This window comes from Mycobacterium sp. 852013-50091_SCH5140682 (assembly GCF_001665685.1).
Lineage (GTDB): Bacteria > Actinomycetota > Actinomycetes > Mycobacteriales > Mycobacteriaceae > Mycobacterium.
The window spans coordinates 25879-48559 of record NZ_LZTB01000039.1 but is presented as its reverse complement, the minus strand read 5'-3'; the positions used below and the strand labels follow the sequence as shown (position 1 = coordinate 48559).

Sequence of the window (22681 nt, the reverse complement as noted above, 5' to 3'; positions counted from 1 at the left end):
CCCATGCCAGCGGCAGCACCACCCGCCCGCGCGACGCCACCACTGGCAGGGCCGGGCTGGTACCCGGACCCCCACGGGGCGCAGACGCAACGCTATTGGGACGGACACACATGGACCGACCAGCTCGCCCCGTTCCCCAACCAGACGCAGCGCCCTCCGAAATCCGGTGTGGTCGCTGGCCTACTGCAGCTGTTCCTCGGATTCTTCGGCCTGGGCCGCTTCTACCTCGGGTACACCTCGCTGGGCGGAATCCAACTCACACTGGGAGTGGTCGGACTGATCACCACCATGCTGTGCGGGATAGGGATGGTCATCCTTGTCCCGCTGGGCATCTGGGTGCTGATCGAGGGCATCATGATGATCGCAGGCGCGATCCCCGATGCCAGCGGCAACAAGCTGAACTAGGCCCGATCTGATTTCTCAGCGTGCTCGTGAATATCCGCGCGAAAGACAGAAGGACCGAACCATGAAGAACGGCAAGGCATGCCCCGTCAGCGGTTAGAGCCAGGTGAGCACGGCAAGATCACCACGACCCGCAAGGGCGGCGTGTGGTACGCCACAACCTATGTGCGCCTGCACACTGGGAAGCTGCGGGAGCGGGAAGCATCGTCGGCGAAGTCGGCCGAGGACGCGCGCCGCACCCTGCTGCGGCGCATCAAGACCGAGCTGGAATCCACCGCGCCGGCCGGAGTCATCGGAGAGCGAACCACGCTGTCGCAGCTGTTCGAGGTGTGGATCAGTATCAAGGTCACCGAGGATGGGCTGAAGCCGCAGACCGAGAGTCAGTACCGGAAGGCGTGGCGGCTCCACGGCGCCGACCAGCTCGGCGCGCTGCGGATCCGCGAGTTGCTGACCAGCCGCGCCGATGCGCACCTCAAGGCTTTGCCGTCAGGGCCGTCAGGTCAGTTGCGGACGGTCCTGTCCGGCATGTACGGCTTGGCGACCCGGTTCGACGTCGTGCGGCATAACCCGATCCGGGAGACCCGCGCCGTGGCGGCCGAGGAGAAGGCGGTGCGCTCCCTTACCGCGGCGGAGTTGGAGCAGGTGCGTGAGGCGATCCGGGTCTACTGTCTGCCGAGCCCGCGGGGCGGTCGGCCGAAGGGCCCGATGCTCCGCGCGTTCGTCGAGCTGTTGGCTGCTACCGGTGACCGGCCGGGTGAGGTACTGGCTATCCAGTGGCAGGAGGTCGATCTGCTCGGCGACCCGCCGACCGCGACGGTATCGGGGACGCTGCTCGATCACGGTGCTATTCCGGGGAAGCCGTTGCACCGGCAGGACTCACGCAAGCACGATGCCCCGCCGCACACGGTGATGCTGCCGAAGTTCGGCGTGGAGGTGCTGACCGAACTGTTCGGTCGGACCGGCAGTGTCGACGGGCCCGTGCTGGTGAGTGAGTCCGGCGGCTGGGTGTCGCTGTCGAGCATCTCGAAGCAGTTCCGGGCGGCTCTGAAGCCGCACCCTGATCTGCGGTGGGTGACGCCGCACTCGTTCCGGCGGTCGGTGGGCACGGTGGTTCGTGACGGGCTGGGCATCGAGGCGGCGCAAGCCCAGTTGTCGCACAGCCAGCTGTCCACGACGGAGCACCACTATGCGCAGCGGAGGACGATCGGGCCGGACGCCCGAGACGTGCTGGATAAGTGGGCTGGTCAGGCCGGGTGACGGATGAATTTACGGGGAAAATACGGTATTCGTCCGTCAAGCCCGCCCGATTTGCCCTGTTTATGCAGGTACAGCGTCAGTACGCCATAAATAAAATCATGTCCCGGTCGTACTCGCGGCCCGGGTGCGCCTCGGCGAGGTGCGCCTGGGCCTTCTCGACCAGATCGTCTTCGTCGGTTCCCGTGATCGCCTCGCCGCACGGGCAGTTGAGATGTGTCTTCGCCATATCAACACCATCGCATAGATGAGTTAGATGTAGGCATGGAGATCTACGACGTCATGCGCACCACCGGCGCCACCCGTCAGTTCACCGGCGAGGCACTGCCCGACGAGGTAGTCGAACGCATACTGGACAACGCCCGGTTTGCCCCCAGCGGCGGCAACCGGCAGGGCACCCGCGTGGTGGTGATCCGCGACCAGCACACCCGCGAGGCGCTCTCCGACCTCAGCGTCACCGGCGCGCGCCGGTACATCGCACAACAGCGCAACGGCGAGAACCCTTGGAACCCTTTGCATTCCCCCGGTGTGTCCGAGGAAGAGATCGCCGCAGTCGAGGTGCCGCCCGCCACCCCGCTGCTGGAAGCGTCGGTGGTGCTGGTGGTCTGTGTCGACCTTGGCGTGGTGGCCGCGCTCGACCAGAATCTCGACCGGATCGGCGTGGTATCCGGCGCGTCGGTGTACCCGTTCGTGTGGAACATCCTGTTGGCCGCCCGCAATGAAGGATTCGGCGGCGTGATGACGACCATGGCGGTGCCCGAGGAGCCGCGGGTGAAGGCGTTGCTCGGCATACCCGAGCAGTTTGCAATCGCCGCGGTGGTGCCGATGGGCAAGCCCGTGCGTCAGTTCACCAAGCTCACCCGCAGGCCGGTCAGCGAGATCGCCACCCGCGAGCGCTTCGACGGTGAACCGTTCTAGTTCTATCCGCTAGCCGTCCACACTGACTCTGCGGTGACGGCACTGCCCACTCGCACGTCCACGCCACAGCCGCAGAGCCAACAGGAGATCAGGCCTTGGCGGCCTTGGCTGCCGCCTTCATTTCCTTCTTGTACGTGCGCACCTTCTGCAGCGACCCGGCGTCGACCACATCGGCCACCGACATGTGGGTACCTGCCTTGCCGTAATCGCCTGCCGCGGCGCGCCAGCCCTTCGGGGTCACGCCGTACTGCTTGCCGAGCAGCGCCAGAAAGATCCGGGCCTTCTGATCGCCGAAACCGGGCAGACCCTTGAGCCGCCGCAGCACTTCCTTGCCGTCAGGGTCGCCCGCGGTCCACAGCTTGGTCACGTCGCCGTCGTACTCGTCGACGATGGCCTGCGCGAGAGCCTGCACCCGCTTGGACATCGACCCCGGAAACCGGTGGATCGCAGGCGTTTCGGAGCACAGCGCGACGAACGCCTCCGGGTCGTACTCGGCGATCTGGACAGCGTCGACGCCGCCGATACGGTCCGCGATCTTCTTGGGGCCCGCGAACGCCGTCTCCATCGGGATCTGCTGATCCAACAGCATGCCCACCAGCAACGCGAACGGATTCTCCTCGAGCAGGGCATCGGCGGCCGGGTCTTGAACTAGCTGCAGTTTCGCCACCTCGCCAGTTTAAGACCAGACGATGCCGAGATTTTGCCGTCTGTGTCGGTGAGGTGTGTAAACGTATACGCGTTGACGGGTGGATATGCCCATAGGAGATGGACATGAAACGTGTGGTTGCAGCTCTTTTCGCAGCAGTGGTCACCGCTATTGGCTTGGCCGCCACCGCCAATGCAATACCGGACCAGGGCACGCCGGCTTTCGACGACTACATGCAGGGGCTCGACCGCAATGGCTACCACCTGAATCCGGACACCGCGTGGCGCGTTGCGCACCAGGCCTGCATCGGCGGCATACCCGGATACATCGGTTTGGAGCTGGCCGCGCAAGGGGTGATCGGCCCAGGGGCGCAGGATCGGGTGATGGACGTGGCCAGGAAGTACGCCTGCCCGGTTCAGTGATCAGCGGCTTGGCGGCCTCGCCGGTTTAAGGTTGGCCGCAAGATGTCCGGCGAGGTTGCGATTGCGCTGACGTTGGCGCTGATGCTGACGGCAGTGGCGGCGGTCATGGTCGTGCGTACCCGCCGGGTGGTCGCGACCCCTACCGAGCGCGCAGTGCACGCCACGCTGCACACCGCCGCGCAGGCTGCCCGGGCTCTGCGCCGCGGTCTCGACGGCGAATCCGCACACACCGCCGCGCCGTTCCTGCGCGAGCTCACCGGAGCAGTCGGGCTCGCGCTGTACGACGACGACGGGGCGCCGCTGTCGCGGGACCCGCACGACGAACCCGTCTGGCCGGCCGACGTGATCGCCGGCTGCACGGCCACCGCCGCCGAGTCGATCACCGGCCAGCGGCGGGTCCTCAGAAGCGTGCGCACCACGACGGTCGTCGCGCAGCCGCTGCTGACCGAGGGCGGTGAGGTTCTCGGCGCTCTCGTCGTGGTCACCGGAACCACGCCGGGTCCCGGCATGCTCGGTGCCATCGGCGAGGTCGCCAGGTACGCCGCCAGCCAGATCGAACTCGCCGAGCTCGACGCCTCGCGGGCCCGGCTGGACCGGGCCGAGGTGCTTGCGCTGCGCGCCCAGATCAGCCCGCACTTCATCTACAACGCGCTCAACACCATCGCCTCGTTTGTCCGCACCGATCCCGACCGCGCGCGCGAACTGATCCTGGAGTTCGCCGATTTCACCCGCTACTCGTTCCGCGCGGCCGGGCAGTACACCACGCTGGCCGAGGAACTGCGCAACATCGACCGGTATCTGACGTTGGAGCGGGCCCGGTTCGGCCAGGCGCTGACGGTCCGGCTGCAGGTCGCGCCCGAGGTGCTCAGCGTGGTCGTGCCGTTCCTCGCACTGCAGCCATTGGTCGAGAACGCGGTGCGACACGGACTCGCCGGTCAGGGCGGCGGATCGATCGAGATCATCGCTCGCGACGAAGGTTCGGACTGCGTGATCACCGTCGAGGACGACGGCGCAGGCATGGACCCCGAGACGCTACGGACCGGGCCGGGCGACGCGTTGGCACACCGCGGCGACGAGTCCGCGCACGTCGGGCTGACCAATGTCGACCATCGGCTGCGGGCCTCGTTCGGCAACGACTACGGTCTGGTGGTCGAAACGGCGATCGGGGCAGGCACGAAGGTCATGATGCGGGTACCGAAGTTCCGCTCGGGAGTGCGCGCGTGAGTCGGACGCTGACGGTGCTGGCGGTCGACGACGAGGCACCCGCACTCGACGAGCTGGCCTACCTGTTGGGCCGTCATCCCTGCGTCGGCGATGTGTACACCGCAGGCGACGCCACCTCGGCCCTGCGGGAACTCAACCGCCACCCCATCGACGCCTTGTTCCTCGACATCAACATGCCAGGGCTCTCGGGCATCGAACTGGCCGGCGTGCTCACCAATTTCGCGAACCGGCCCGCCGTGGTGTTCGTGACCGCGCACGACGACAAGGCCGTGGCGGCGTTCGACGTGGGCGCGGTCGACTATCTGCTCAAACCGATCCGGCAGAACCGGCTCGACGAGGCGGTGCGACGCGTCGCCGACGGAGTCGCGATGGCCAGAACCACCGAGGCCTCGACCGACGACCAGGACTCCGACGTCATCCCGGCCGAACTCGGTGGCATCACCCAGCTGGTGCCCCGCGACAGCATTGGCTGGGTGGAAGCAGAGGGCGACTACGCCCGGCTGCATTCCGCAACGGGAGCACATCTGGTGCGAATTCCCTTGAGCACATTGGAAACCCGTTGGCGCGACCACGGTTTCCAACGCATCCACCGGTCATACCTGGTATCGCTGCGGATGGTCACCGGGCTGCGCACCGCCGACGGGGCCGTGCTGGTCCGGCTGCGCGCCAACGGATCCTCGCCCGCGGTGGAGCTGCCGGTGAGCCGCCGCCAAGCCCGCGAACTTCGCGACCGCGTGGTACGCGACCCGATGCGCAACCTGAAACCGACCGATGAGTGACCGTCCGCAGCGGGAGCGCGTCGTACTCGCCCACCGGCGCGGTGCCCGCATGGTGCGCACCCGCGTCGAGGTCCAGGAGCAGACGCAGGTCGGCGACGCACTGGTCCGCGGCCTGGTGCGGGCCCAGCTCGGGCTGGCGCTGCGACTGGCCGCCGTGGTGGTGGCCATCGCGGTGGCGCTGCTGGTGATCACCGCGACGGTCCCAGAGTTGGCCGCGCACAGCGTGTTCGGCATACGCCTCAACTGGCTGATTCTGGCAGGCCTGGCCTATCCCCTGCTGTACGGCATCGGGCGGCTCTACGTGCGGCTGGCCGAACAGGCCGAACGTGATTTCGTCCGCGTCGTCGACAGCGAACCATGACCGGCTCGCCGCTGACCGCTGCCGCGCTGCTGACCGCGGCCGTCGCCACCGTCGCCATCGGCACCTACGGAGTGCGGTTGTCGCGCACCACCTCCGACTTTCTGGTGGCCTCGCGCACCATCGGCCCACAGTGGAATGCCGCGGCGATCTCAGGTGAATACCTCTCGGCGGCATCGTTTCTCGGGGTCGCCGGGCTGATCGCCAAGTACGGCGCCGATGCCCTGTGGTATCCGGTCGGCTTCACCGCGGGTTATCTGGGCCTGCTGCTGTTCGTCGCGGCTCCGCTGCGTCGCTCAGGCGCCTACACGGTTCCCGACTTCGCCGAATTCCGCCTCGGCTCAGCACGTTTGCGCAAGCTGGCCATGCTCGTGGTGGTGGTGATCTGCGTGTTCTACCTGGCCCCGCAATACCAGGGCGCCGGTCTCGCATTGAAAACCCTACTGGGAGTTCCGGTCTGGGTCGGCCCATTGCTGGTCGGCACGATCGTCATCGCCAACGTGGTGGCAGGCGGAATGCGCTCGATCACGTTCGTGCAGGCCTTCCAGTACTGGCTCAAGCTGACCGCCATCGCTGTCCCGGCGCTGGCCCTGCTGGGGTTGTTCGTCGGTGGCGGTGGCGAACTCGGTGGCCCGTTGCCGCCGACCGTGCATCAGCTGACGACCGTCGCCGTCGACACCGACGTCGTCGTGCACGTCGCCGACCCGGCAGGTATCACCGTGACGGGCACCCTCGACGGCAGGCACGTCGAGGCCGTCGCGATCGGCAACGCAGGCGAGCACACCCTCGGCGCAGGCACCACGCTCACCCTGGCGGCGGGCACCGCAACCCCGGTGGTGGCCGGCGCCCCGGGCACCGGTACCGAATGGATCGCCTCCGGCGGCGGGCTCGGCGGCGGCCATCCGCTCTACCAGGTGATGTCGATCATCGTCGCCACGTTCCTGGGCACCATGGGCCTGCCGCATGTGCTGGTGCGCTTCTACACCAACCCCGACGGTCGGGCGGCCCGGCGTACCGCGCTTGCGGTGATCGCGCTGCTGTGGCTGTTCTATCTGTTCCCCACGCTGCTCGGCGTGTTCGCCCGGCTGTACGTTCCGCAGCTGCTCATCACCGGGACGGCCGACGCGGCGGTGCTGCTGGCGCCCGGCGCCGCGATCGGCGGAATCGGCGGTCAGCTGCTGGCGGCCCTGGTCGCGGCCGGAGCCATCGCAGCCTTCCTCGCCACGTCGTCGGGACTGCTGGTCAGCATCGCCGGCGCGCTGGCCACCGACGTGCTGCGTGGGCGGGTGCGGGACTTCCGGGTGGCCGCGCTGATCGGCGGGTTGATCCCGATCCCACTGTCGCTGGTGGTGTCGGGGCTGGAGCTCTCCCGCAGTGTCGGCCTGGCCTTCGCGGTCGCAGCGTCGACACTGTGCCCACTGCTGGTACTCGGTATCTGGTGGCGCGGCCTGACGGTGACCGGCGCCGCATGCGGGCTGGTGGTCGGCGGCGGTGTGTGCGGCGGCGCGGTGACGGTGGCCATCGCCGGCGGCGTCGACGAGGACGCGCTGGGTGGCTGGCCGGCCGTCATGGTGGGCTATCCCGCCGCCGTCAGCGTGCCGTTGGCGTTCCTGACCATGGTCGCGGTCAGCCGGTTCACGCGGGCCACACCGAACGTGGCGCAGATCTTCGCGCGCATGCATGTGCCCGAGCGCCTCGGCATGGGCGTCGAACGCGTGCCGCGGGGCTGAGTTCTTTCGGCCGAGCAGACATGGCGGTCCCGGAACCGCGGCGTGTCGCGGACCTGGGTGTCTGCTCGGCGGGACAGGGGACGCACCGCTCACCGTGACTGACCGACCACTCGGCGCACCGACACCCGGCTTCGGCGTATCGCCTCGATTGTGACTCACATCTCATCTAGGTTCGATTCCCAGCTGCCTCACAGACAACCTCAAGGAGCCCTGGTGCCCGAAACCGACCTTCCGCCACGCGTCGCACCCAGCGGCGCGCAATTCCTCGCTACCCAGGCCAGTCCGGAGTTCCAGGAACTCCGCGGCAGGCTGCGCAGGTTCGTCTTCCCGATGACGGCATTCTTCCTGCTCTGGTACGGCCTGTACGTCGTACTCGGCGCCTTCGCGCACGACTTCATGGCGACCAAGGTGTTCGGCAATGTCAATGTCGGCCTGCTCCTGGGCCTGGGCCAGTTCGTCACGACATTCGTCATCACCGCCATCTACGTCCGGTTCGCCAACCGCGAGCTCGACCCCCGGGCCGCGGCGATCCGCGCCGAGCTGGAAGGCGACCAGCAGTGAACACGCTCACGGCAGCAGCGGATTCGGTCGGCAACCCGATCGCCAACATCGCCATCTTCGGCGCCTTCGTCGTCATAACGATGTTCGTGGTGATCCGGGCCAGCGGCAACAACCGCTCCGCCGACCAGTTCTTCACCGGCGGTCGGGCGTTCTCCGGCCCACAGAACGGCATCGCCATCGCTGGGGACTACCTGTCGGCGGCCAGCTTCCTCGGCATCGCCGGGGCCATCGCCGTCTACGGTTACGACGGCTTCCTCTACTCGATCGGCTTCCTTGTGGCCTGGCTCGTGGCGCTGCTGCTGGTCGCCGAATTGCTCCGCAACACCGGCCGATTCACGATGGCTGACGTGCTGAGCTTCCGGCTCAAGCAGCGACCGGTGCGGCTGGCCGCGGCCACGACGACGCTGACGGTGTCACTGTTCTATCTGCTGGCCCAGATGGCCGGTGCCGGTGGCCTGGTCGCGCTACTGCTCAACGTGCACAGCAAGGCCGGGCAATCCCTGGTAATCGCAGTGGTGGGCGTCCTGATGATCATCTATGTGCTGGTCGGCGGCATGAAGGGCACCACCTGGGTGCAGATCATCAAAGCCGTCCTGCTGATCACGGGCGCTGCGCTGATGACGTTCATGGTGCTGGCCAGGTTCGGGCTGAACTTCTCCGAAATCCTGGGCTCGGCGCAGTCCGCGATCTCCGATGCCACCACCAAGGGTGTCGCCAACCGTGACGTTCTGGCCCCCGGCGCCCAGTACGGCGGGTCGACCACTTCCAAGATCAACTTTCTGTCGCTCGGCCTCGCGCTGGTGCTGGGCACCGCAGGTCTGCCTCACGTGTTGATGCGCTTCTACACGGTTCCCACCGCCAAGGAAGCGCGGCGCTCTGTTGTTTGGGCCATCTCCTTGATCGGCGCGTTCTACCTGTTCACCCTGGTGCTGGGATACGGCGCGGCGGCGATCGTGGGCCCCGACCGCATCCTGTCGGCCGCGGGCAAAGAGAACTCCGCGGCCCCGCTGCTGGCCTTGGAGCTGGGCGGTGTCGTGCTGCTCGGCATCATCTCCGCGGTGGCCTTCGCGACCATCCTGGCCGTGGTCGCCGGGCTGACCATCACCGCGTCGGCGTCGTTCGCCCACGACGTCTACGCCTCGGTGCTCAAGTCCCACAACGTGACCGAAGAGGAACAGGTGCGGGTCTCCCGGATCACGGCGGTGGTCCTCGGCGTGTTCGCGATCGTGCTGGGCATCCTGGCCAACGGGCAGAACATCGCGTTCCTGGTCGCGCTGGCCTTCGCCGTCGCGGCCGCCGCCAACCTGCCGACCATCGTGTACTCGCTGTACTGGCGCCGGTTCAACACCCGCGGCGCGCTGTGGAGCATGTACGGCGGCCTGGTGTCGACCATCGTGCTGATCGTGTTCTCCCCGGCCGTATCGGGTACTCCGAAAGCCATGTTCCCCAACCTGGACTTCGCCTGGTTCCCGCTGGCCAACCCCGGCATCGTGTCCATCCCGCTGGCGTTCCTGCTCGGCATCGTCGGCACGCTGACCTCGTCGGACCGCGGGAATCCCGAACTCAACGCCGAGATGGAGGTGCGGTCGCTGACCGGCGTCGGCGCCGAGAAGGCCATCGCACACTGAGGTGTCTCGCCATCCCCGAGCCCGTTTCGGGGATGGCGAACCGCCTCGGCAACGTTGCACTCGCACATGCGCGAGTCCCGCAGTACCGAGCCACGTAATCGCTCCGCCTTCGCGTTGGGCCTGCTCGCCTACGCGTTCGCAGCCGTCATGGTCGGCACGACACTGCCTACCCCGATGTATGCGCTCTACGCCGAGCGCATGCATTTCGCAGTGCTCACGACGACGGTCATCTACGCCACCTACGCGGCCGGCGTGCTGTTCGCGCTGCTGGTGTTCGGACGGTGGTCCGACGCGGTGGGCCGACGTCCGATGTTGGTGTTCGCCGTGGTTGCCGCACTGGCCAGTGCGGTGGTGTTCCTGGTCGCCGATTCGGTGCCGCTGTTGCTCGTGGGCCGGGTGCTATCGGGGCTCTCGGCAGGCCTGTTCACCGGAACCGGCACGGCGGCCGTCATCGAGGCCGCCCCGCCGCGATGGCACTCACGCGCCGCCACAGTGGCGACGATCGCCAACGTCGGCGGCCTCGGCTCGGGTCCGCTGTTGGCGGGGCTGCTCGTGCAGTACGCCCCGCATCCACTGCAGCTGCCGTTCCTGATCCACATCGTGCTGGCCGTCCTCGCCGGCATCGCCGTCATAGTCGTTCCCGAGACCTCGGCGCGCAGCGGCAGCATCGGCGTGCAGCGGCTGTCCGTACCTGCCGAGGTGCGCGCGGTGTTCGTCATCGCAGCACTGGCGGCGTTCGCGGGGTTCGCCGTGATGGGTCTCTACACCGCGGTGGCGCCGTCGTTTCTCGCCAATGTCGTCGGCATCGACAACCATGCGATCGCGGGTGCCATCGCCTGCTCGATCTTCGCCGCATCCGCCGTCGCGCAGATCGGCGCGACGCTCATCCCGCCGCAGCGCGCGGTCGCGATCGGGTGCGCGATCCTGGCTGCGGGCATGGCCATTCTGACTGTCGCGCTGTACTTTTCGTCGTTGTTCGGGCTGATCGTCGCAGCCGTGGTTTCGGGCGCGGGCCAGGGCATCAGCTTCAGCCGCGGGCTGGCTGCCGTCGCTGAGCTGACGCCACCCGAACGGCGGGCCGAGGTCAGCTCCACCTACTTCGTCGTCGCCTATGTGGCCATCTCCCTACCAGTCGTCAGCGAGGGTCTGGCAGCCCGCGTCTGGGGCTTGCGGTCCGCGGGCGTGGCGTTCGCCATCGCGATCGGCGTGCTGGCCATCATCTGCCTGGCGGCCATCCTGTGGCAGGAATCCCGGCAGGCCCGCAAGACCGAATTGAGTGCAATTACCTAGATCTACGCGGCCGTGGCGCACTTAGCGTTACTGCCATGACCAGTGCTGTCGCGACACCGGCCGCCAAAGCCGCGTCGCTGTTCCCTTCCCCCGCCGAAGTCGAGGCGGCCACCCCGGCCGGGCGTGACCGGGCCATCGACGTCATCCGCATCGTGTCCCTGGTGGGCGTGGTGTTCGGGCACACCGTCATGGCCACCAGCACCATCCGCGACGATGTCTTCATCTGGAGCAACCTGCTCACGGCCTCAACCGTGTTTCAGGCGCTGACCTGGGTGTTCCAGATCATGCCGTTGTTCTTCTTCGCCGGGGTCGCGGCGTCGGTGGGATCGTGGCAGCCCGGGCAGCCGTGGGGTGGCTGGCTGCTGAAGCGCTGCACCCGGTTGTACCGGCCGGTCTTCTACTACCTGGCGTTCTGGGGCGTGGCGCTGACGGTGCTGCGGTTCGTGCTTCCGGTGCACGTCTACGAGCCGGTCGCCGGCATCTCGATTCAGCTGCTCTGGTTCCTCGGCGCCTACGTGCTGGTGCTCGCCGCTGTGCCGCTGCTGGCCCGGATCACCACGACGACACAGCTGGCCACCGCCGTGATCGGTACCTATGCGTTCATCGCCCTGATCGACGCGATCCGGATCAACATTCACGGCTACGCCACGCTGGGCTACCTCAACACCGTGGTGTGGCTGATCCCCGGCATGTTCGGCGTCGCCTACCGCCGCAACCTGCTGCCCGGTCGGTCGGCGCTGGCGATCGGCATCGGCATGCTCGGCGTGAACCTGGCACTGCTGGTGTTCGGCCCCTATGAACTGAGCCTGGTGGGCATCGAGAGCCAGCATCTGAAGAACATGACGCCGCCCTCGCTGCTGCTGGCCGGGCACGCGATCATGATGTGCGCGTTCGCGATTGCCGCGGCGCCCGCGATCGCCCGGTGGGCGCAGCGGCCGCGGGTGTGGTGGCTGGCCGCGATCGGCAACTCCGGCGCGATGACGCTGTACCTGTGGCACATGCCGCTGCTGCTGGGCATGCACCTGGTGTTCGACTACCTGGGCTTCGACCGCTACGACCCGGCGTCCCCCGGCTTCGTGGCGTTGTCCGTGCTGCAGCTGGCGTTGATGGCCGCGGTGGTGGCCATGGCCTTCGTCGCGCTGCGACCGCTGGAGAACTCCCCGCTACCGCTGTGGGACGGCGGATCGGTCGACCACCGTGGAATACGCAGCGCCACAGTCGGTTTGCTGCTCTGCACAGCGGGTGCGGCCACCCTCACCTCGGTGGCGTGGGGACTCAAAGACCAGGGCCTGTACTGCGTCGCAGCGATGCTGGCCGCGCTGGCCGCCGCTCGCTGGCTGGCGTCAACGCCGAGGATCGCAGCCACTGGGTGGCTGTTATCCGCGGCGTAGATGGCTATGCGGCGCGGTCGTATCGGCCGAATTCGCACCCCGCGCCGCATGCCTGGCCCGCTGCGATGATCCCGTGCCGCTGTAAAACCAGAGCAATCTTGCCCGCCGTCTGGCACGGCCGGTCGAAGACCTGCCCATAGGACAGCCTGACAGTCGATCGGCCGTCGACCGCAGCGTCCAGATCTCGCTCGAAGTCCGCATCCCGCCGGGTCGCCGAATCGTGAAACATCCGGCCATCGAGTTCGACCACGAGACGTTCGCTGTACTCAGCATCGCGATAGCAGACGCCGACGGATGACGCCGAACGCTTCTGCCGGATGGCTCGGGGCAACCCGTGCGGTCGTTCGACGCGAACAAGATAGCCGTGCTCAAGGACCGAGCAGGTACCGTCGGCGATGTCGACGAGTACCGCTCGCAACCATCGGCGCCGACGCACGCGCCCGCGGGAATCGAGAGTTTCGAGTAGCCGTTGCGCGGTGGTACGCCGAGATTGGCACGCATTGGCCAGAACGGCGATGGCATCGAGTTCGGATGTCGCCCGGCACGCGACGTCGAGCGCGGCTTCGTCGTAACGCATCCGCGGTGGGCCGACGTTCCACAGCGCCCGTTCTTCAAGGTGGGCGAGGTGGTGAATGCGGACTCCGACAGGCTCAGCCAATAGCGCGCGATCTCGCGCCACAGCGACGTGAATCGGCGAAGCTTCGTCACCCATGGCCGATTCAAGGCATAACGCCGCCGGAGCCGCGTAAAGCACTGCGGCCCAAGCTCGTTGCGACCACGTCAATGGCCCGGTGTGATTGATGTACACGCCGGCATGCACCCGCGCCCACTGGTTGCGCCTGAGCAACCGCCGGATATCGTGCTGCACCAGCCCCGCATCCAGCGCCTGCCCACGCGATATCACCCCGTCCTGTTGCCGAAGCAGGTGGTCTATGTCCACCGCTTGGATACTCGTCGACCTGACCGGGGGCCACCAGAGCACGACGACGTTCTGTGGATAACCATCAACGCCGAGGATCGCAGCCACTGGGTGACTGCAATCCGCGGCGCTGTTACAACGCGCTAACCGCTCTTGCGGCGGAACTCCCTGCGGTTCTCGACCGGGCCGTGCGCACGCGGCTGCTTGTTGCCGCCGTCCTTGTGCGCCGATCCGCCGCTTGCTTGGGCCTTCTTCCGTTCCAGCGCCTCCCGGAACTTAGCCTTGGTGTCGTCTGCTTCCGGTGTCTCCGCCATGGCGCCAGCCTAGCCAATCACCGGAGGCCCGGCGGCATTCCGTACAGGTGCGAGATGGGCAGTGTCAGCTTCACCCGCCGGTCGTCGACCATCGCCCGCCGGTAGTCGTCCCAGTCCGGGTGTTCCCCGGCGATATTGCGATACAACGCGATCAGCGCCTCGACGGTGTCGTCGTCGGGGGACGCCGCGGGCGGGGTGAGGATCGCTTCGCCCTCGGCGACCGCATACGCCCAACCGTCGTCGGAACTGACATGGATCGACGCCCGCGGGTCGCGGCGCAGGTTACGCGTCTTGGCCCGCGGTTCGGTGATCGACACCTCCAGGGCCACCGCCCGCGGGTCGAAGTAGTACGACACGTTCGACAGCTGCGGCCGACCGTCCTGTTTGATGGTGGCCAACACGCCCAGCGAGTTGCCACTGATCAGTGCCAAGAGCTTGTCGTCGAAAACGTGGCGCCCCATAAACCGAGCCTACGTCCTTACTATCGACTCGATGACTGTGATTGACGGCAATATCCTCGACGGCGTCTCTGCCACCACGCTGTGGACCCTGCATTACCGCGGCACCGAGGCCAAGCGCTCCGACGGCGTGATCAGGGACCCGTGGGCGGTCACCCTGCTCGACGCCATCGACTACGACTACCTCAAGTTCGGCAGGCCCAACCAGTCCCACGGGCTGCGGGCCCGTGCGTTCGACGCCGTGGCAGCCGACTACCTGGCGGCTCATCCACGGGCCGCGGTGGTCGCGCTGGCCGAAGGCCTGCAAACCAGCTTCTGGCGGCTGGCCCAGGCCGGCCTGGCCGATGAATTGACGTGGTATTCGGTCGATCTGCCGCCCGTCATGGCGTTGCGCGACCAGCTGCTGCCCGCGCACGAGCGCATCGTGGGCCTGGCCCAGTCCGCACTGGACCGCAGCTGGATGGACCGGGTCGACGCTTCGGAAGGCGTGTTCATCACGGCCGAAGGCCTGTTGATGTACCTGCAGGCCGACGACGTGATCGACCTGATCACCGACTGCGCCGCACGATTCCCCGGCGGCCGGTTCATGTTCGATTCGGTCCCGCACTGGTTCAGCCGCCGCACCATCAAAGGTCTGCGACTGTCCAATCGCTATGTCGCGCCACCGATGCCGTTCGCCATGACCGCCGACGAAGGCGTGGCCCTGGCCGAGCGCATTCCCGGCGTCCGCGCGGCCTACGACATCGCCCTACCGCCTGGACGCGGCTTGTTCAAACTGGCCGCGTGGCCGCCGCTGGACCGGGTCGGCGCGTTCCACCGGGCGCGACCCAGCATCACGCTTCTGGAATTCGCCTAGCCCCGACCGCCCGCGCCGAATATGGTGTCAGGCAAAGGGAGAGGGCATTGCGTCGGAGGGAACTGGCCGCCGTATTCGGCGCGGTGTTGGCGGTGGCGATAGCGCCGTCGTGTGCGGAGAATCCGGTCGCGCCGAAGGTGCTGGCCCCCGCGCCCGAATTGGTCAGCCTCGCCGAGATCACGGTCGAACGGTTCTGGTATCCCATCGACGAACGACCCGGGTCCGCCGCCGACACCGGCCAGAACTGGGCCGACCTGTACCTGCCCGCAGGCCCGCAGCGGGTCGACAGCATTCCGCTGGTGGTGCTCATCCACGGTGGCGCCTGGCAAAGCGCCCTCGGCGCCAACATATTCGACGGCCTGGCCCGCGAACTCGCCGGCCGCGGTTTCGCGGTCTACAACGTCGAGTACCGCCGGATCGGCTCCGGCGGCGGGTGGCCGAACACCTTCCGCGACGTGGCGCACGCTCTGGACAACATCATCGAAGTGGACCGCAAGTATCCGCAGCTGACCATCGACGACGAACTCGTCGTCGGGCACAGTGCGGGGGCTCAACTCGCGGTCTGGGCAAGCACCCGCAAGAACCTCAAGGCCAACGAAGAGGGCTCTCGGCCGGTTTTCCGTCCGACGCGGGTCATCTCCCTGGCCGGGCCGCTCGACATGGTGTATGCCGCCAACCACGGTGACGACCACATCGTCACCGTGCTCGGCGGGCGCCCCAGTGAGGTTCCGGACCGCTACGCATCGGTCGACCCGATCCAGAACATCGATCCGACGGTTCCGGTGATCGCGCTGCACGGCACCCGCGACACGGTCGTCGCCCCCGCCAACTCCGAGCGTTACGTCGCCGCAGTCAAGCACCGCGGCGGGCGGGCCGCGGTCGAGTTGCTGCCCGGCGACACTCACACGTCGATCGTGTCGGCGCGCTCCCCCCATTACCAGCACGTTCTGCATGTCATCACCACGACGTCACAGGCGGAACTGGCCACCCTGCTCAAGGAGTAATCCATGCCCCGATATGCGGTCTTTCTGCGCGGCGTCAACGTCGGCGGCGTGAACCTCAAGATGGCCGAGGTCGCCAAGACCTTCACCGAGGCAGGCTTCGACAACGTCAAGACGATCCTTGCCAGTGGAAATGTGTTGCTGGACAGCAGGTCCGGCGCCAAAGCGGTACGGTCCGCCGCGGAGCGGGCGCTGCGTGACGCCTTCGGCTACGAGGCGTGGGTGCTGGTGTACGGCATCGACGAGCTGCGCGCCGTGTCGGACAACTACCCGTTCGAGCGGGAAGTCGAAGGCCACCACTCGTATATCACGTTCGTCAGCGACGCCGACGCGCTCGACGAACTGGCGGCCCTTGAACCGGGGCCCGAGGAGAAGATGCAGCGCGGCGACGGCGTGCTCTACTGGCAGGTGGCCCGCAATGCCACCCTGGACAGCACCATCGGCAAGACCATGGGCAAGAAGCGGTACAAGTCATCGACCACCACGCGCAACCTGCGCACCGTGGAGAAGGTGTTGCGGTGAGAGTCGAGAGGATCGAGCAGTGACCGATGGAGACGACGCCCTGAGGGCGGCCCGCCGAACCGCCTGGTGGATAGCGGACGTCGCCGCCGGGATCAGCATCAGCTTCTCGGTGATCGCACAGATGTGCCGACTCTTCGTCGAGCACAACCGGCTCGACGTAGCAGCGACCGAAGACGCGTTCGTTACGCAGGTTGCCGCGGGACTCGGATACGTCGCGCTCGGCTGGATCGTTGTCAGCGCCGCCCTCGCCGTCGCGTGCCGGATCAGATACGGGATAGCCAGCGAGACAGCCGTTTACCTCGTGCTGCTACTGCTGGCGATCGTTGCCGTCGCGGTTGCGCACTAGGCCGCAGGGCCCTGCAATCAGCCCATCGCCGGCTACAGGCTGACAAACCGCCGTGGCCCACCGGTCGTGACGATGCGTCCAAATCTCATCCCGGGAAGATGCGCGGCGACGACAATGTCGGCGGAGTCGGCGATCTCGTCCGCGATTCGGTTGCGGGCAGCGGAGGCGGCCACAGGGTCGGTGTCCCATACGACTTCCCAGTCTCGTTCTGAGAACTGAACAATCGAGTGGACGACATCGCCGAGTAGGAGCGCGCGTGCTCCTCGTGATGAGACCACGACTATCGTTGTGCCCGGTGTGTGTCCCGGGGTGAAGATTCCGTCCACGCCTGGGGCTATCGGTGTGTCTCCGTCGAAGAACTCCAGTTGGGGTTCGATCGGAGTCAGCGTTTGCAGCGTGTGCTCGTCTGCGTTGGAAGCCGACACGAAGTGATCCCAATCCGCTCGATGCACCCGGTACGTGGCGTTGCGGAAAAATGGGTGTCCCCGATGGCTGGCCCACCCGATGTGGTCGAAATGTAGGTGTGTGAAGACCACGTCGGTGACATCGTCGGCGGTGAAGCCGTTGGTGCGCAGCGCAGTCGGCAAGCTCCCTCCAGTATATGCGCCGTTGTCGAAGTCGCCGACTCCGGCGTCGACCAGGACCAGTTGATCGCCTGCCTGGATCAAGAAGCCACCCACGGGCAGGTCGATGGTCCCCGACTCGCCGAGGTGATGTTCATAGCAGGACCACGCATCGGGCGTGCCCGGCCGGGACAGGATGTCGCGGGCGACCTCGACCCCCACCCCATCCACGAGAGGGATGACGGTGAGGTCACCGACACGGACAGGCGTTGGGCCAGCTGCACAAGACACAGCACACCGAACGCTGATGGGCAGCAGCATATTCCGCCCGTGTTCGGCATCGCTACTCCGGAATCGTCACTGCGCCCACACGTCTTCGACGTAGCGATCGGTGTTCACCAGATCGGCAAGCCAGTGCGCCGCGGCCTCGTCGTCGGCCCCGGTGAATCGACGGTAGATGTCGCGGAACGCGCCGCGCACGGCGGGAGCCATCCGGGCGCCGTCCCCACACACGTAGACGTGCGCGTCCGCGCCCGGGTCGCCCAGCATCGCCCACACTTCCTCGGCGTCGGCGGCGATACGGTCCTGCACGTACCGGATCTCGTCCTCGGGCCGCCGCGAGAACGCCGGGCGCATCCGCACGACGCCGGCCTGTTCGGCCGCCTGGAACTCGTCGCGGAACAGGTAGTCCACGTCGGGGTGCCGGACCCCGAAGAAGCACAGTGCCGACGTGAAGGGCTCGCCCGCCGCCTGCGCTGCCAGCCGGTCCCCGATGAAGCCGCGGAACGGGGCCACCCCGGTTCCGGCGCCGACCATGATGACGTTCTTCTCCGGTTCGGCACCGGCCCGGAACGCTTTACGCGCGGAGTCGACGCGCATCCGAATCTGTTGTCCCGGTATGGCATCGGCGAGGTAGCTCGACGAGACGCCGCGGAACACGCCATACCCGGAGCGCGCCGGGCCCTCCAGCACGCTGACCACCAACTCGACCTCACGTGCCGACCGGCGCGCTGACGAGGCGATCGAGTAATGCCGGGTTCCCATCGGCTCGAACAACTCGAGCAGTTCAGCGCGCGACAGCTCGGTGGCCGGGAACTCGGCCAGGCATTCGGTGACGCTCAGCGCGCGGGCCTCCGGGTTTTCGGCGAGTTCGGCCAGCGCCGTGCGCTCGGGCGGACACGGGTTGGCCATGGCCAGCTTCAGAAGTTGGCTGCGGCTGGCAGCCTTGCGGAGCTCGATGAAATGGGTCAGCAACTCGCGCACACTGACTTCCCGGTCGATGGCGATGGCACGCCGGGTGCTGCGCCGCGGATTGACCGAGATCCGGCGGTCGAGCCGCAATTCCAGCAGTTCGGCGACCTCCTGCACCACCTCCGGACTGTTGTCAGGCAGCACCGTGACGTGGTCACCGGTGTGGTAATCGACGCCGTCGGGCAACGCAATACGGATGAGCCGCTTGCCATTTCCCATCCCGCCGTCTTCGACGTCCACCAGCGCCACGTTGTCGAGCACGGTGGCCGGCTGCACCTCGAAGCGCGCGTCGATCGCTGACGTGACCGGCCCGTCGATGGCGCGCAGTTCGTAGAGCAGTTCGGTGTTGTCGGCGGCCTCGAGCGCAGCGGCATCCGACGCGGGGGCCAGCGCTTGCCACAGCGCCGCCGAGAAGTCCTCGACGGTACCGGCAAAGTCGCCCGACGTGTCCGCCTCGCCACGCGGAATCACCGGTGCACCAACGAGTTCCGAGAGGCGCTCGTCGATACGCTTCGGGATTGACTGATAGGTCTCGGCCCAGTTCCGGTCTCCGACACCGAGAACGGCGTACGGGATGGCCGGTTGTGCCGGCGTGCCCGCGTCGTCGAGCCACTCGACGAAGTGCCGCGCGTCGTCGGTGGGTTGGCCGTTGTACGACGCGGCGACCACCACCAGCGCCCCCTCGCCGGGCAGCGCGCCCGCTGCCGTGTCGAGAGCGGCCACGGTCGTCTGATAGCCGAGATCGGTGGCCTCGTCGGCCAGCTGTTGCGCCAAGGCCCGACAGTTTCCGAGGTTGGAGCCATGCAGCACAGTCACTTTCGAACCCGGCGCAGCCACCGCGCGGGGCCGTGCCGCGGGCGTCGACTGCGGGGCGGGGCCTGCGTGGCGGCGATCTGCCGGTGTTCGGCGCGCCAACTCAAGACGAAATCCGACCGGCTTGCGCTGCAGGTCGCTGTGGGTGCGCAGCTGGTAATGGTCGACGTCGAGGAAACGGTACCGGTGCAGCAGGGTCGCCAACGCCATCGTCGCCTCGTGCAACGCGAACTGCCGACCGATACACGACCGGGCACCGGTGCCGAAGGGCTTGAACAAGTTCACCGGCCGCCCGGCTGCCTGCTCGGCACCGAACCGGTCCGGATCGAACGTGTCGACGTTGTCCCCCCACTCGGGCTGGCGGTGCAGCGCCGAGGTGGTGATCGTGACGACGGTGCCTTCGGGTATCGGATAACGACCTCCGATAACGGTGTCCGCCAAGGCCATTCGGTCGATCTCGCGGACGGGCGGGGACAGCCGCAAGGTCTCGTCGACGATCTGGCGGATGTAGGTGAGTTTGCCGATCTCGTCGAATGCCGGCACGTGGTCGTCGTCCGGACCGAACAGCGCATCCACCTCGCGACATGCCCGGTGCAGCACCGCGGGGTGCTTGACGATGCTGTACATCGCCGTCGGCATCAGCGTCGAGGTGGTGTCCTGCCCGGCGATGAGGAAGGTCAGGATCTGGTTGCGGACGGCGTCGTGGTCGAGGCGCGGCGCACCGTCGGCGCCAGGTTCGAGCATGAGCGCCAGCAGATCGTCCAGATCGACCGGTCCCGCGCGGTGCCCCGCGATCAGGTCGTCGATGAAGGCGTAGAGCTTGTCGCGCTCGGCGGCGAAGACGGCCCGGTCGCCGCCGCCCGGCGCGAGGATCTGGTCCAGCGCGGCTGCGAAGCTCGCCGGGATGTCGGCGAGGCCGTCGTGGTGATAGGAGTCGAACCGCGCGCCGAATCCGGCCAGGCCGACGGTGTCCATGGCGAGCTTGGCGAGGTCTCCCGCGACGTCGACGGCGCGCTGCCCCGCGGCCGCATCCCATTGCACCAGCAGCTGACGGTTGATGTCCAGCATGGCCGGGTGGTAGCTGCGCAGCCCGCTGAAGCTGAAGCCGGGGATCAGGACGTCATGCGCCTGCTGCCAACCGTTTTCACCGGGATACGACGTGAACAGCCCGTTTTCGACGAGGGTGCGGAAGCGGTCGAGTCGGTCGGTGATGCCCTTGGTGAACCGGCTCTCGTCGCAGAGTTCGTCGACCAACGCCAGCGAGCACGCGTACAGCCGTCGGCTTCCGGTGAAGTCCGCGTAGAACAGTGGTCCGTACTGCTCGGCGAGTACGTCGGCGGGCAGCGCGTAGGGCCGGCCGGGAACCGGTCCCGGTGGCAGTTCGGCGCCGACGGCCGAGGGCACGTCGTCGATGTCCGGTGGCAGCGCCGGCGAGAACATCTCCATGTGCGCCGAGCATAGCCACCGGACGCCGCTGATCCGTGAGAACGAAACTCAGAGAACGAGCTGTGGGGTCTGTGCCGAATTCCTGGCAGCGCGGCGGGATCCGAACCGCAGGCTCGGGTCGACCACCGGGCCGTTGCGCAGCATGTCGGCGTCGTAGGTGTAGTTCATCGACATCACCCACGGTCCGCTGACGCCCTGCCGTGGCAGCTGGTCGGCGGCCCGCTGCACGTAACCCGCGGCGAAGTCGAGCAGCGGCAGCGTCGCGATAGCCGGATCGTCGAACACCGGGCGCACTGAGTCTAAGCCGTTGTCGTCCATGTACTTCAGCAGTCGGCAGAAGTGTTCGCACAACAGCCCGACCTTGAGCGTCCACGACGAATTGGTGTAACCGAAGGCAAATGCGAAGTTCGGCACACCCGAGAGCATGATGCCCTTGTAGGCGACGGCCTCGGGCAGATTCACCGGCTGACCGTCGACCGTGAGCGTCATGCCGCCGAACAGCTGGACGTTGAGACCCGTTGCGGTGACGATGATGTCGGCGTCGAGCTCGCGGCCCGACTCGAGCAGGATGCCGCGCTCGGTGAAGGTCGCGATGCGGTCGGTGACCACTGAGGCGGTGCCGTTGCTGATCGCCTTGAACAGATCGCCGTCAGGCACGGCGCACAGACGCTGGTCCCACGGGTTGTACTCGGGTGCGAAGTGCTCGTCGACGGCATATCCCTGGGGTAGCTGGCTCGCGTTGACCTTACGGATCAGCCGGCGCGCGGCGGTCGGGTACTTCTGGCACAGCGTGTAAACGGCGCGCTGTTTGACGATGTTCTTGCGCCGGGTCAGGGCGTAGCCGCGGCGATCGCCCAGCAGCCGCTTGGCTGTGTTGGCGAAAGAATCCTTGGCCGGGACGGGAAGCACGTATGAGGGCGAGCGCTGCAGCATGGTCACGTGGCCTGCCGTCGGCGCCATCGACGGGATCAGCGTCACCGCGGTCGCGCCGCTGCCGATCACGACGACCTTCTTACCGGCGTAATCGAGGTCCTCGGGCCAGTGCTGAGGGTGCACGATCTGGCCGGTGAACCGCTCCTCGCCTTCGAACGACGGTGTGTAGCCCTGGTCGTAGCGGTAGTAGCCGCCCGCGCAGAACAGCCAGTTCGCCGAGATCTGCACCAGTTCGACGTCCTCGCCGCCCTCGTCGGTGCGCTCCACGTCGACGACCCAGCGGGCGTCGGCCGAGCTCCAGGCCGCGCCGAGCACCTTGTGGTGGAACCGGATGTTGCGGTCGATGCCGTTCTCGGTCACCGTCTCGCGCAGGTACGCCAAGATCTTGTCGGCGGTGGCGATGGCGTGCTCGTCACGCCACGGCTTGAACTCGTAGCCGAAGGTGTGCAAGTCGGAGTCCGAGCGGATTCCCGGGTAACGGAACAGGTCCCATGTGCCACCGGTCGCGCCGCGGGCCTCGAGGATCGCGAAGTTGCGTCCCGGGTGCTCCTGCTGCAGGTAGTAGGCCGCGCCGATGCCGGAGATTCCGGCCCCGACGATCAGGACGTCAACGTGCTCGGTGTGGCTCATTCGGGCTCCCGTGGATGGTGTGGTGG

The 22681-nt window shown here is 67.3% G+C and carries 24 protein-coding genes; 16 read left to right on the top strand and 8 right to left on the bottom strand.

Translation table 11 applies throughout. From position 1 onward, the window contains the following. The first annotated feature begins 3 nt into the window (after window positions 1–3). Entirely contained in the window at window positions 4–405 is a 402-nt protein-coding gene (locus tag A5784_RS13150; RefSeq protein ID WP_064945348.1) for a DUF2510 domain-containing protein, read from the top strand. A 78-nt stretch (window positions 406–483) separates the two neighbouring features. Further along, window positions 484–1659: a tyrosine-type recombinase/integrase gene (locus A5784_RS13145; protein ID WP_064945347.1), complete on the top strand. Its 1176-nt coding sequence runs from the start codon at window positions 484–486 to the stop codon at window positions 1657–1659. A 76-nt stretch (window positions 1660–1735) separates the two neighbouring features. Here A5784_RS13145 and A5784_RS13140 read toward each other — a convergent pair whose 3' ends face one another. Then, entirely contained in the window at window positions 1736–1885 is a 150-nt protein-coding gene (locus tag A5784_RS13140; RefSeq protein ID WP_018598918.1) for a DUF1059 domain-containing protein, read from the bottom strand. Window positions 1886–1920: 35 nt separating this feature from the next. On the opposite strand from A5784_RS13140, the gene A5784_RS13135 reads away from it, so the two are divergent. Beyond that, window positions 1921–2574, top strand: coding sequence for a nitroreductase family protein (locus A5784_RS13135; protein WP_064945346.1), 654 nt, complete (start codon window positions 1921–1923; stop codon window positions 2572–2574). 88 nt (window positions 2575–2662) lie between these two features. Here the strand turns inward: A5784_RS13135 and A5784_RS13130 are convergent, their stop codons facing one another. Then, window positions 2663–3241, bottom strand: a complete 579-nt coding sequence (locus A5784_RS13130) for an HhH-GPD-type base excision DNA repair protein (protein ID WP_064945345.1) — start codon at window positions 3239–3241, stop codon at window positions 2663–2665. 98 nt (window positions 3242–3339) lie between these two features. Between A5784_RS13130 and A5784_RS13125 the strand changes: the two genes are divergently transcribed. The 9 genes from A5784_RS13125 (at window position 3340) to A5784_RS13085 (ending at window position 12603) form a co-directional block, all read left to right on the top strand. Then, window positions 3340–3642 carry a DUF732 domain-containing protein gene (locus A5784_RS13125; protein WP_064945344.1) on the top strand — a complete coding sequence of 101 codons (303 nt, stop codon included), beginning with the start codon at window positions 3340–3342 and terminating at the stop codon, window positions 3640–3642. 42 nt (window positions 3643–3684) lie between these two features. Then, entirely contained in the window at window positions 3685–4866 is a 1182-nt protein-coding gene (locus A5784_RS13120) for a sensor histidine kinase (protein ID WP_064945343.1), read from the top strand. Beyond that, entirely contained in the window at window positions 4863–5645 is a 783-nt protein-coding gene (locus A5784_RS13115) for a LytR/AlgR family response regulator transcription factor (RefSeq protein ID WP_064945342.1), read from the top strand. Before A5784_RS13120 ends, A5784_RS13115 begins: the two co-directional genes overlap by 4 nt. After that, window positions 5638–6006, top strand: coding sequence for a hypothetical protein (locus A5784_RS13110; protein ID WP_064945341.1), 369 nt, complete (start codon window positions 5638–5640; stop codon window positions 6004–6006). Before A5784_RS13115 ends, A5784_RS13110 begins: the two co-directional genes overlap by 8 nt. Further along, window positions 6003–7733, top strand: coding sequence for a sodium/solute symporter (locus A5784_RS13105; RefSeq protein ID WP_064945340.1), 1731 nt, complete (start codon window positions 6003–6005; stop codon window positions 7731–7733). Before A5784_RS13110 ends, A5784_RS13105 begins: the two co-directional genes overlap by 4 nt. Before the next feature lie 213 nt (window positions 7734–7946). Further along, complete coding sequence (locus A5784_RS13100) at window positions 7947–8294, top strand: DUF485 domain-containing protein (RefSeq protein WP_064945339.1); 348 nt, start codon at window positions 7947–7949, stop codon at window positions 8292–8294. Next, window positions 8291–9922, top strand: coding sequence for a monocarboxylic acid transporter (locus tag A5784_RS13095; RefSeq protein ID WP_064945338.1), 1632 nt, complete (start codon window positions 8291–8293; stop codon window positions 9920–9922). The genes A5784_RS13100 and A5784_RS13095 overlap by 4 nt, the downstream gene beginning before the upstream one ends. 66 nt (window positions 9923–9988) lie before the next feature. Next, complete coding sequence (locus A5784_RS13090) at window positions 9989–11212, top strand: MFS transporter (protein WP_064945337.1); 1224 nt, start codon at window positions 9989–9991, stop codon at window positions 11210–11212. 35 nt (window positions 11213–11247) lie between these two features. Continuing rightward, window positions 11248–12603 (top strand): acyltransferase family protein, encoded by a 1356-nt coding sequence (locus A5784_RS13085; protein WP_064945336.1) that lies wholly within the window; start codon window positions 11248–11250, stop codon window positions 12601–12603. Window positions 12604–12607: 4 nt separating this feature from the next. On the opposite strand, the gene A5784_RS13080 is transcribed toward A5784_RS13085, so the two are convergent. From A5784_RS13080 to A5784_RS13075, 3 genes are all read right to left on the bottom strand, one after another. Beyond that, window positions 12608–13543: a type IV toxin-antitoxin system AbiEi family antitoxin domain-containing protein gene (locus tag A5784_RS13080; RefSeq protein WP_064945335.1), complete on the bottom strand. Its 936-nt coding sequence runs from the start codon at window positions 13541–13543 to the stop codon at window positions 12608–12610. Window positions 13544–13665: 122 nt separating this feature from the next. Next, window positions 13666–13836, bottom strand: coding sequence for a DUF5302 domain-containing protein (locus A5784_RS38260; protein ID WP_087075055.1), 171 nt, complete (start codon window positions 13834–13836; stop codon window positions 13666–13668). Between the two features lie 17 nt (window positions 13837–13853). Next, window positions 13854–14297 carry a PPOX class F420-dependent oxidoreductase gene (locus A5784_RS13075; protein WP_064945334.1) on the bottom strand — a complete coding sequence of 148 codons (444 nt, stop codon included), beginning with the start codon at window positions 14295–14297 and terminating at the stop codon, window positions 13854–13856. Window positions 14298–14328: 31 nt separating this feature from the next. On the opposite strand from A5784_RS13075, the gene A5784_RS13070 reads away from it, so the two are divergent. From A5784_RS13070 to A5784_RS13055, 4 genes are read left to right on the top strand one after another with little or no spacing between them, the layout of a single operon-like run. Continuing rightward, window positions 14329–15150 carry a class I SAM-dependent methyltransferase gene (locus A5784_RS13070; protein ID WP_064945333.1) on the top strand — a complete coding sequence of 274 codons (822 nt, stop codon included), beginning with the start codon at window positions 14329–14331 and terminating at the stop codon, window positions 15148–15150. A 47-nt stretch (window positions 15151–15197) separates the two neighbouring features. After that, window positions 15198–16154 carry an alpha/beta hydrolase family protein gene (locus A5784_RS13065; RefSeq protein WP_502687512.1) on the top strand — a complete coding sequence of 319 codons (957 nt, stop codon included), beginning with the start codon at window positions 15198–15200 and terminating at the stop codon, window positions 16152–16154. 3 nt (window positions 16155–16157) lie between these two features. Next, window positions 16158–16673, top strand: coding sequence for a DUF1697 domain-containing protein (locus A5784_RS13060; RefSeq protein ID WP_064945332.1), 516 nt, complete (start codon window positions 16158–16160; stop codon window positions 16671–16673). A 19-nt stretch (window positions 16674–16692) separates the two neighbouring features. After that, complete coding sequence (locus tag A5784_RS13055; protein ID WP_064945331.1) at window positions 16693–17019, top strand: hypothetical protein; 327 nt, start codon at window positions 16693–16695, stop codon at window positions 17017–17019. 32 nt (window positions 17020–17051) lie between these two features. On the opposite strand, the gene A5784_RS13050 is transcribed toward A5784_RS13055, so the two are convergent. The 3 genes from A5784_RS13050 to A5784_RS13040 form a co-directional block, all read right to left on the bottom strand. Further along, on the bottom strand, window positions 17052–17813 hold the full coding sequence (locus A5784_RS13050; RefSeq protein ID WP_197514732.1) for an MBL fold metallo-hydrolase: 762 nt from the start codon (window positions 17811–17813) through the stop codon (window positions 17052–17054). 126 nt (window positions 17814–17939) lie between these two features. Continuing rightward, complete coding sequence (locus A5784_RS13045; RefSeq protein ID WP_064945329.1) at window positions 17940–21092, bottom strand: bifunctional cytochrome P450/NADPH--P450 reductase; 3153 nt, start codon at window positions 21090–21092, stop codon at window positions 17940–17942. A gap of 48 nt (window positions 21093–21140) precedes the next feature. After that, window positions 21141–22655, bottom strand: a complete 1515-nt coding sequence (locus tag A5784_RS13040) for a flavin-containing monooxygenase (protein ID WP_064945328.1) — start codon at window positions 22653–22655, stop codon at window positions 21141–21143. Between the last annotated feature and the right edge of the window lie 26 nt (window positions 22656–22681).

What these genes read in the sequence shown, in the direction of transcription:
- A5784_RS13075 (WP_064945334.1), bottom strand. Translation starts at nt 14,297, where the DNA reads ATGGGGCGCCACGTTTTCGACGACAAGCTCTTGGCACTGATCAGTGGC.
- A5784_RS13125 (WP_064945344.1), top strand. Translation starts at nt 3,340, where the DNA reads ATGGACATGAAACGTGTGGTTGCAGCTCTTTTCGCAGCAGTGGTCACC.
- A5784_RS13090 (WP_064945337.1), top strand. Translation starts at nt 9,989, where the DNA reads ATGCGCGAGTCCCGCAGTACCGAGCCACGTAATCGCTCCGCCTTCGCG.
- A5784_RS13105 (WP_064945340.1), top strand. Translation starts at nt 6,003, where the DNA reads ATGACCGGCTCGCCGCTGACCGCTGCCGCGCTGCTGACCGCGGCCGTC.
- A5784_RS38260 (WP_087075055.1), bottom strand. Translation starts at nt 13,836, where the DNA reads ATGGCGGAGACACCGGAAGCAGACGACACCAAGGCTAAGTTCCGGGAG.
- A5784_RS13135 (WP_064945346.1), top strand. Translation starts at nt 1,921, where the DNA reads ATGGAGATCTACGACGTCATGCGCACCACCGGCGCCACCCGTCAGTTC.
- A5784_RS13040 (WP_064945328.1), bottom strand. Translation starts at nt 22,655, where the DNA reads ATGAGCCACACCGAGCACGTTGACGTCCTGATCGTCGGGGCCGGAATC.
- A5784_RS13060 (WP_064945332.1), top strand. Translation starts at nt 16,158, where the DNA reads ATGCCCCGATATGCGGTCTTTCTGCGCGGCGTCAACGTCGGCGGCGTG.
- A5784_RS13045 (WP_064945329.1), bottom strand. Translation starts at nt 21,092, where the DNA reads ATGGAGATGTTCTCGCCGGCGCTGCCACCGGACATCGACGACGTGCCC.
- A5784_RS13070 (WP_064945333.1), top strand. Translation starts at nt 14,329, where the DNA reads ATGACTGTGATTGACGGCAATATCCTCGACGGCGTCTCTGCCACCACG.
- A5784_RS13145 (WP_064945347.1), top strand. Translation starts at nt 484, where the DNA reads ATGCCCCGTCAGCGGTTAGAGCCAGGTGAGCACGGCAAGATCACCACG.
- A5784_RS13085 (WP_064945336.1), top strand. Translation starts at nt 11,248, where the DNA reads ATGACCAGTGCTGTCGCGACACCGGCCGCCAAAGCCGCGTCGCTGTTC.
- A5784_RS13120 (WP_064945343.1), top strand. Translation starts at nt 3,685, where the DNA reads ATGTCCGGCGAGGTTGCGATTGCGCTGACGTTGGCGCTGATGCTGACG.
- A5784_RS13150 (WP_064945348.1), top strand. Translation starts at nt 4, where the DNA reads ATGCCAGCGGCAGCACCACCCGCCCGCGCGACGCCACCACTGGCAGGG.
- A5784_RS13110 (WP_064945341.1), top strand. Translation starts at nt 5,638, where the DNA reads ATGAGTGACCGTCCGCAGCGGGAGCGCGTCGTACTCGCCCACCGGCGC.
- A5784_RS13140 (WP_018598918.1), bottom strand. Translation starts at nt 1,885, where the DNA reads ATGGCGAAGACACATCTCAACTGCCCGTGCGGCGAGGCGATCACGGGA.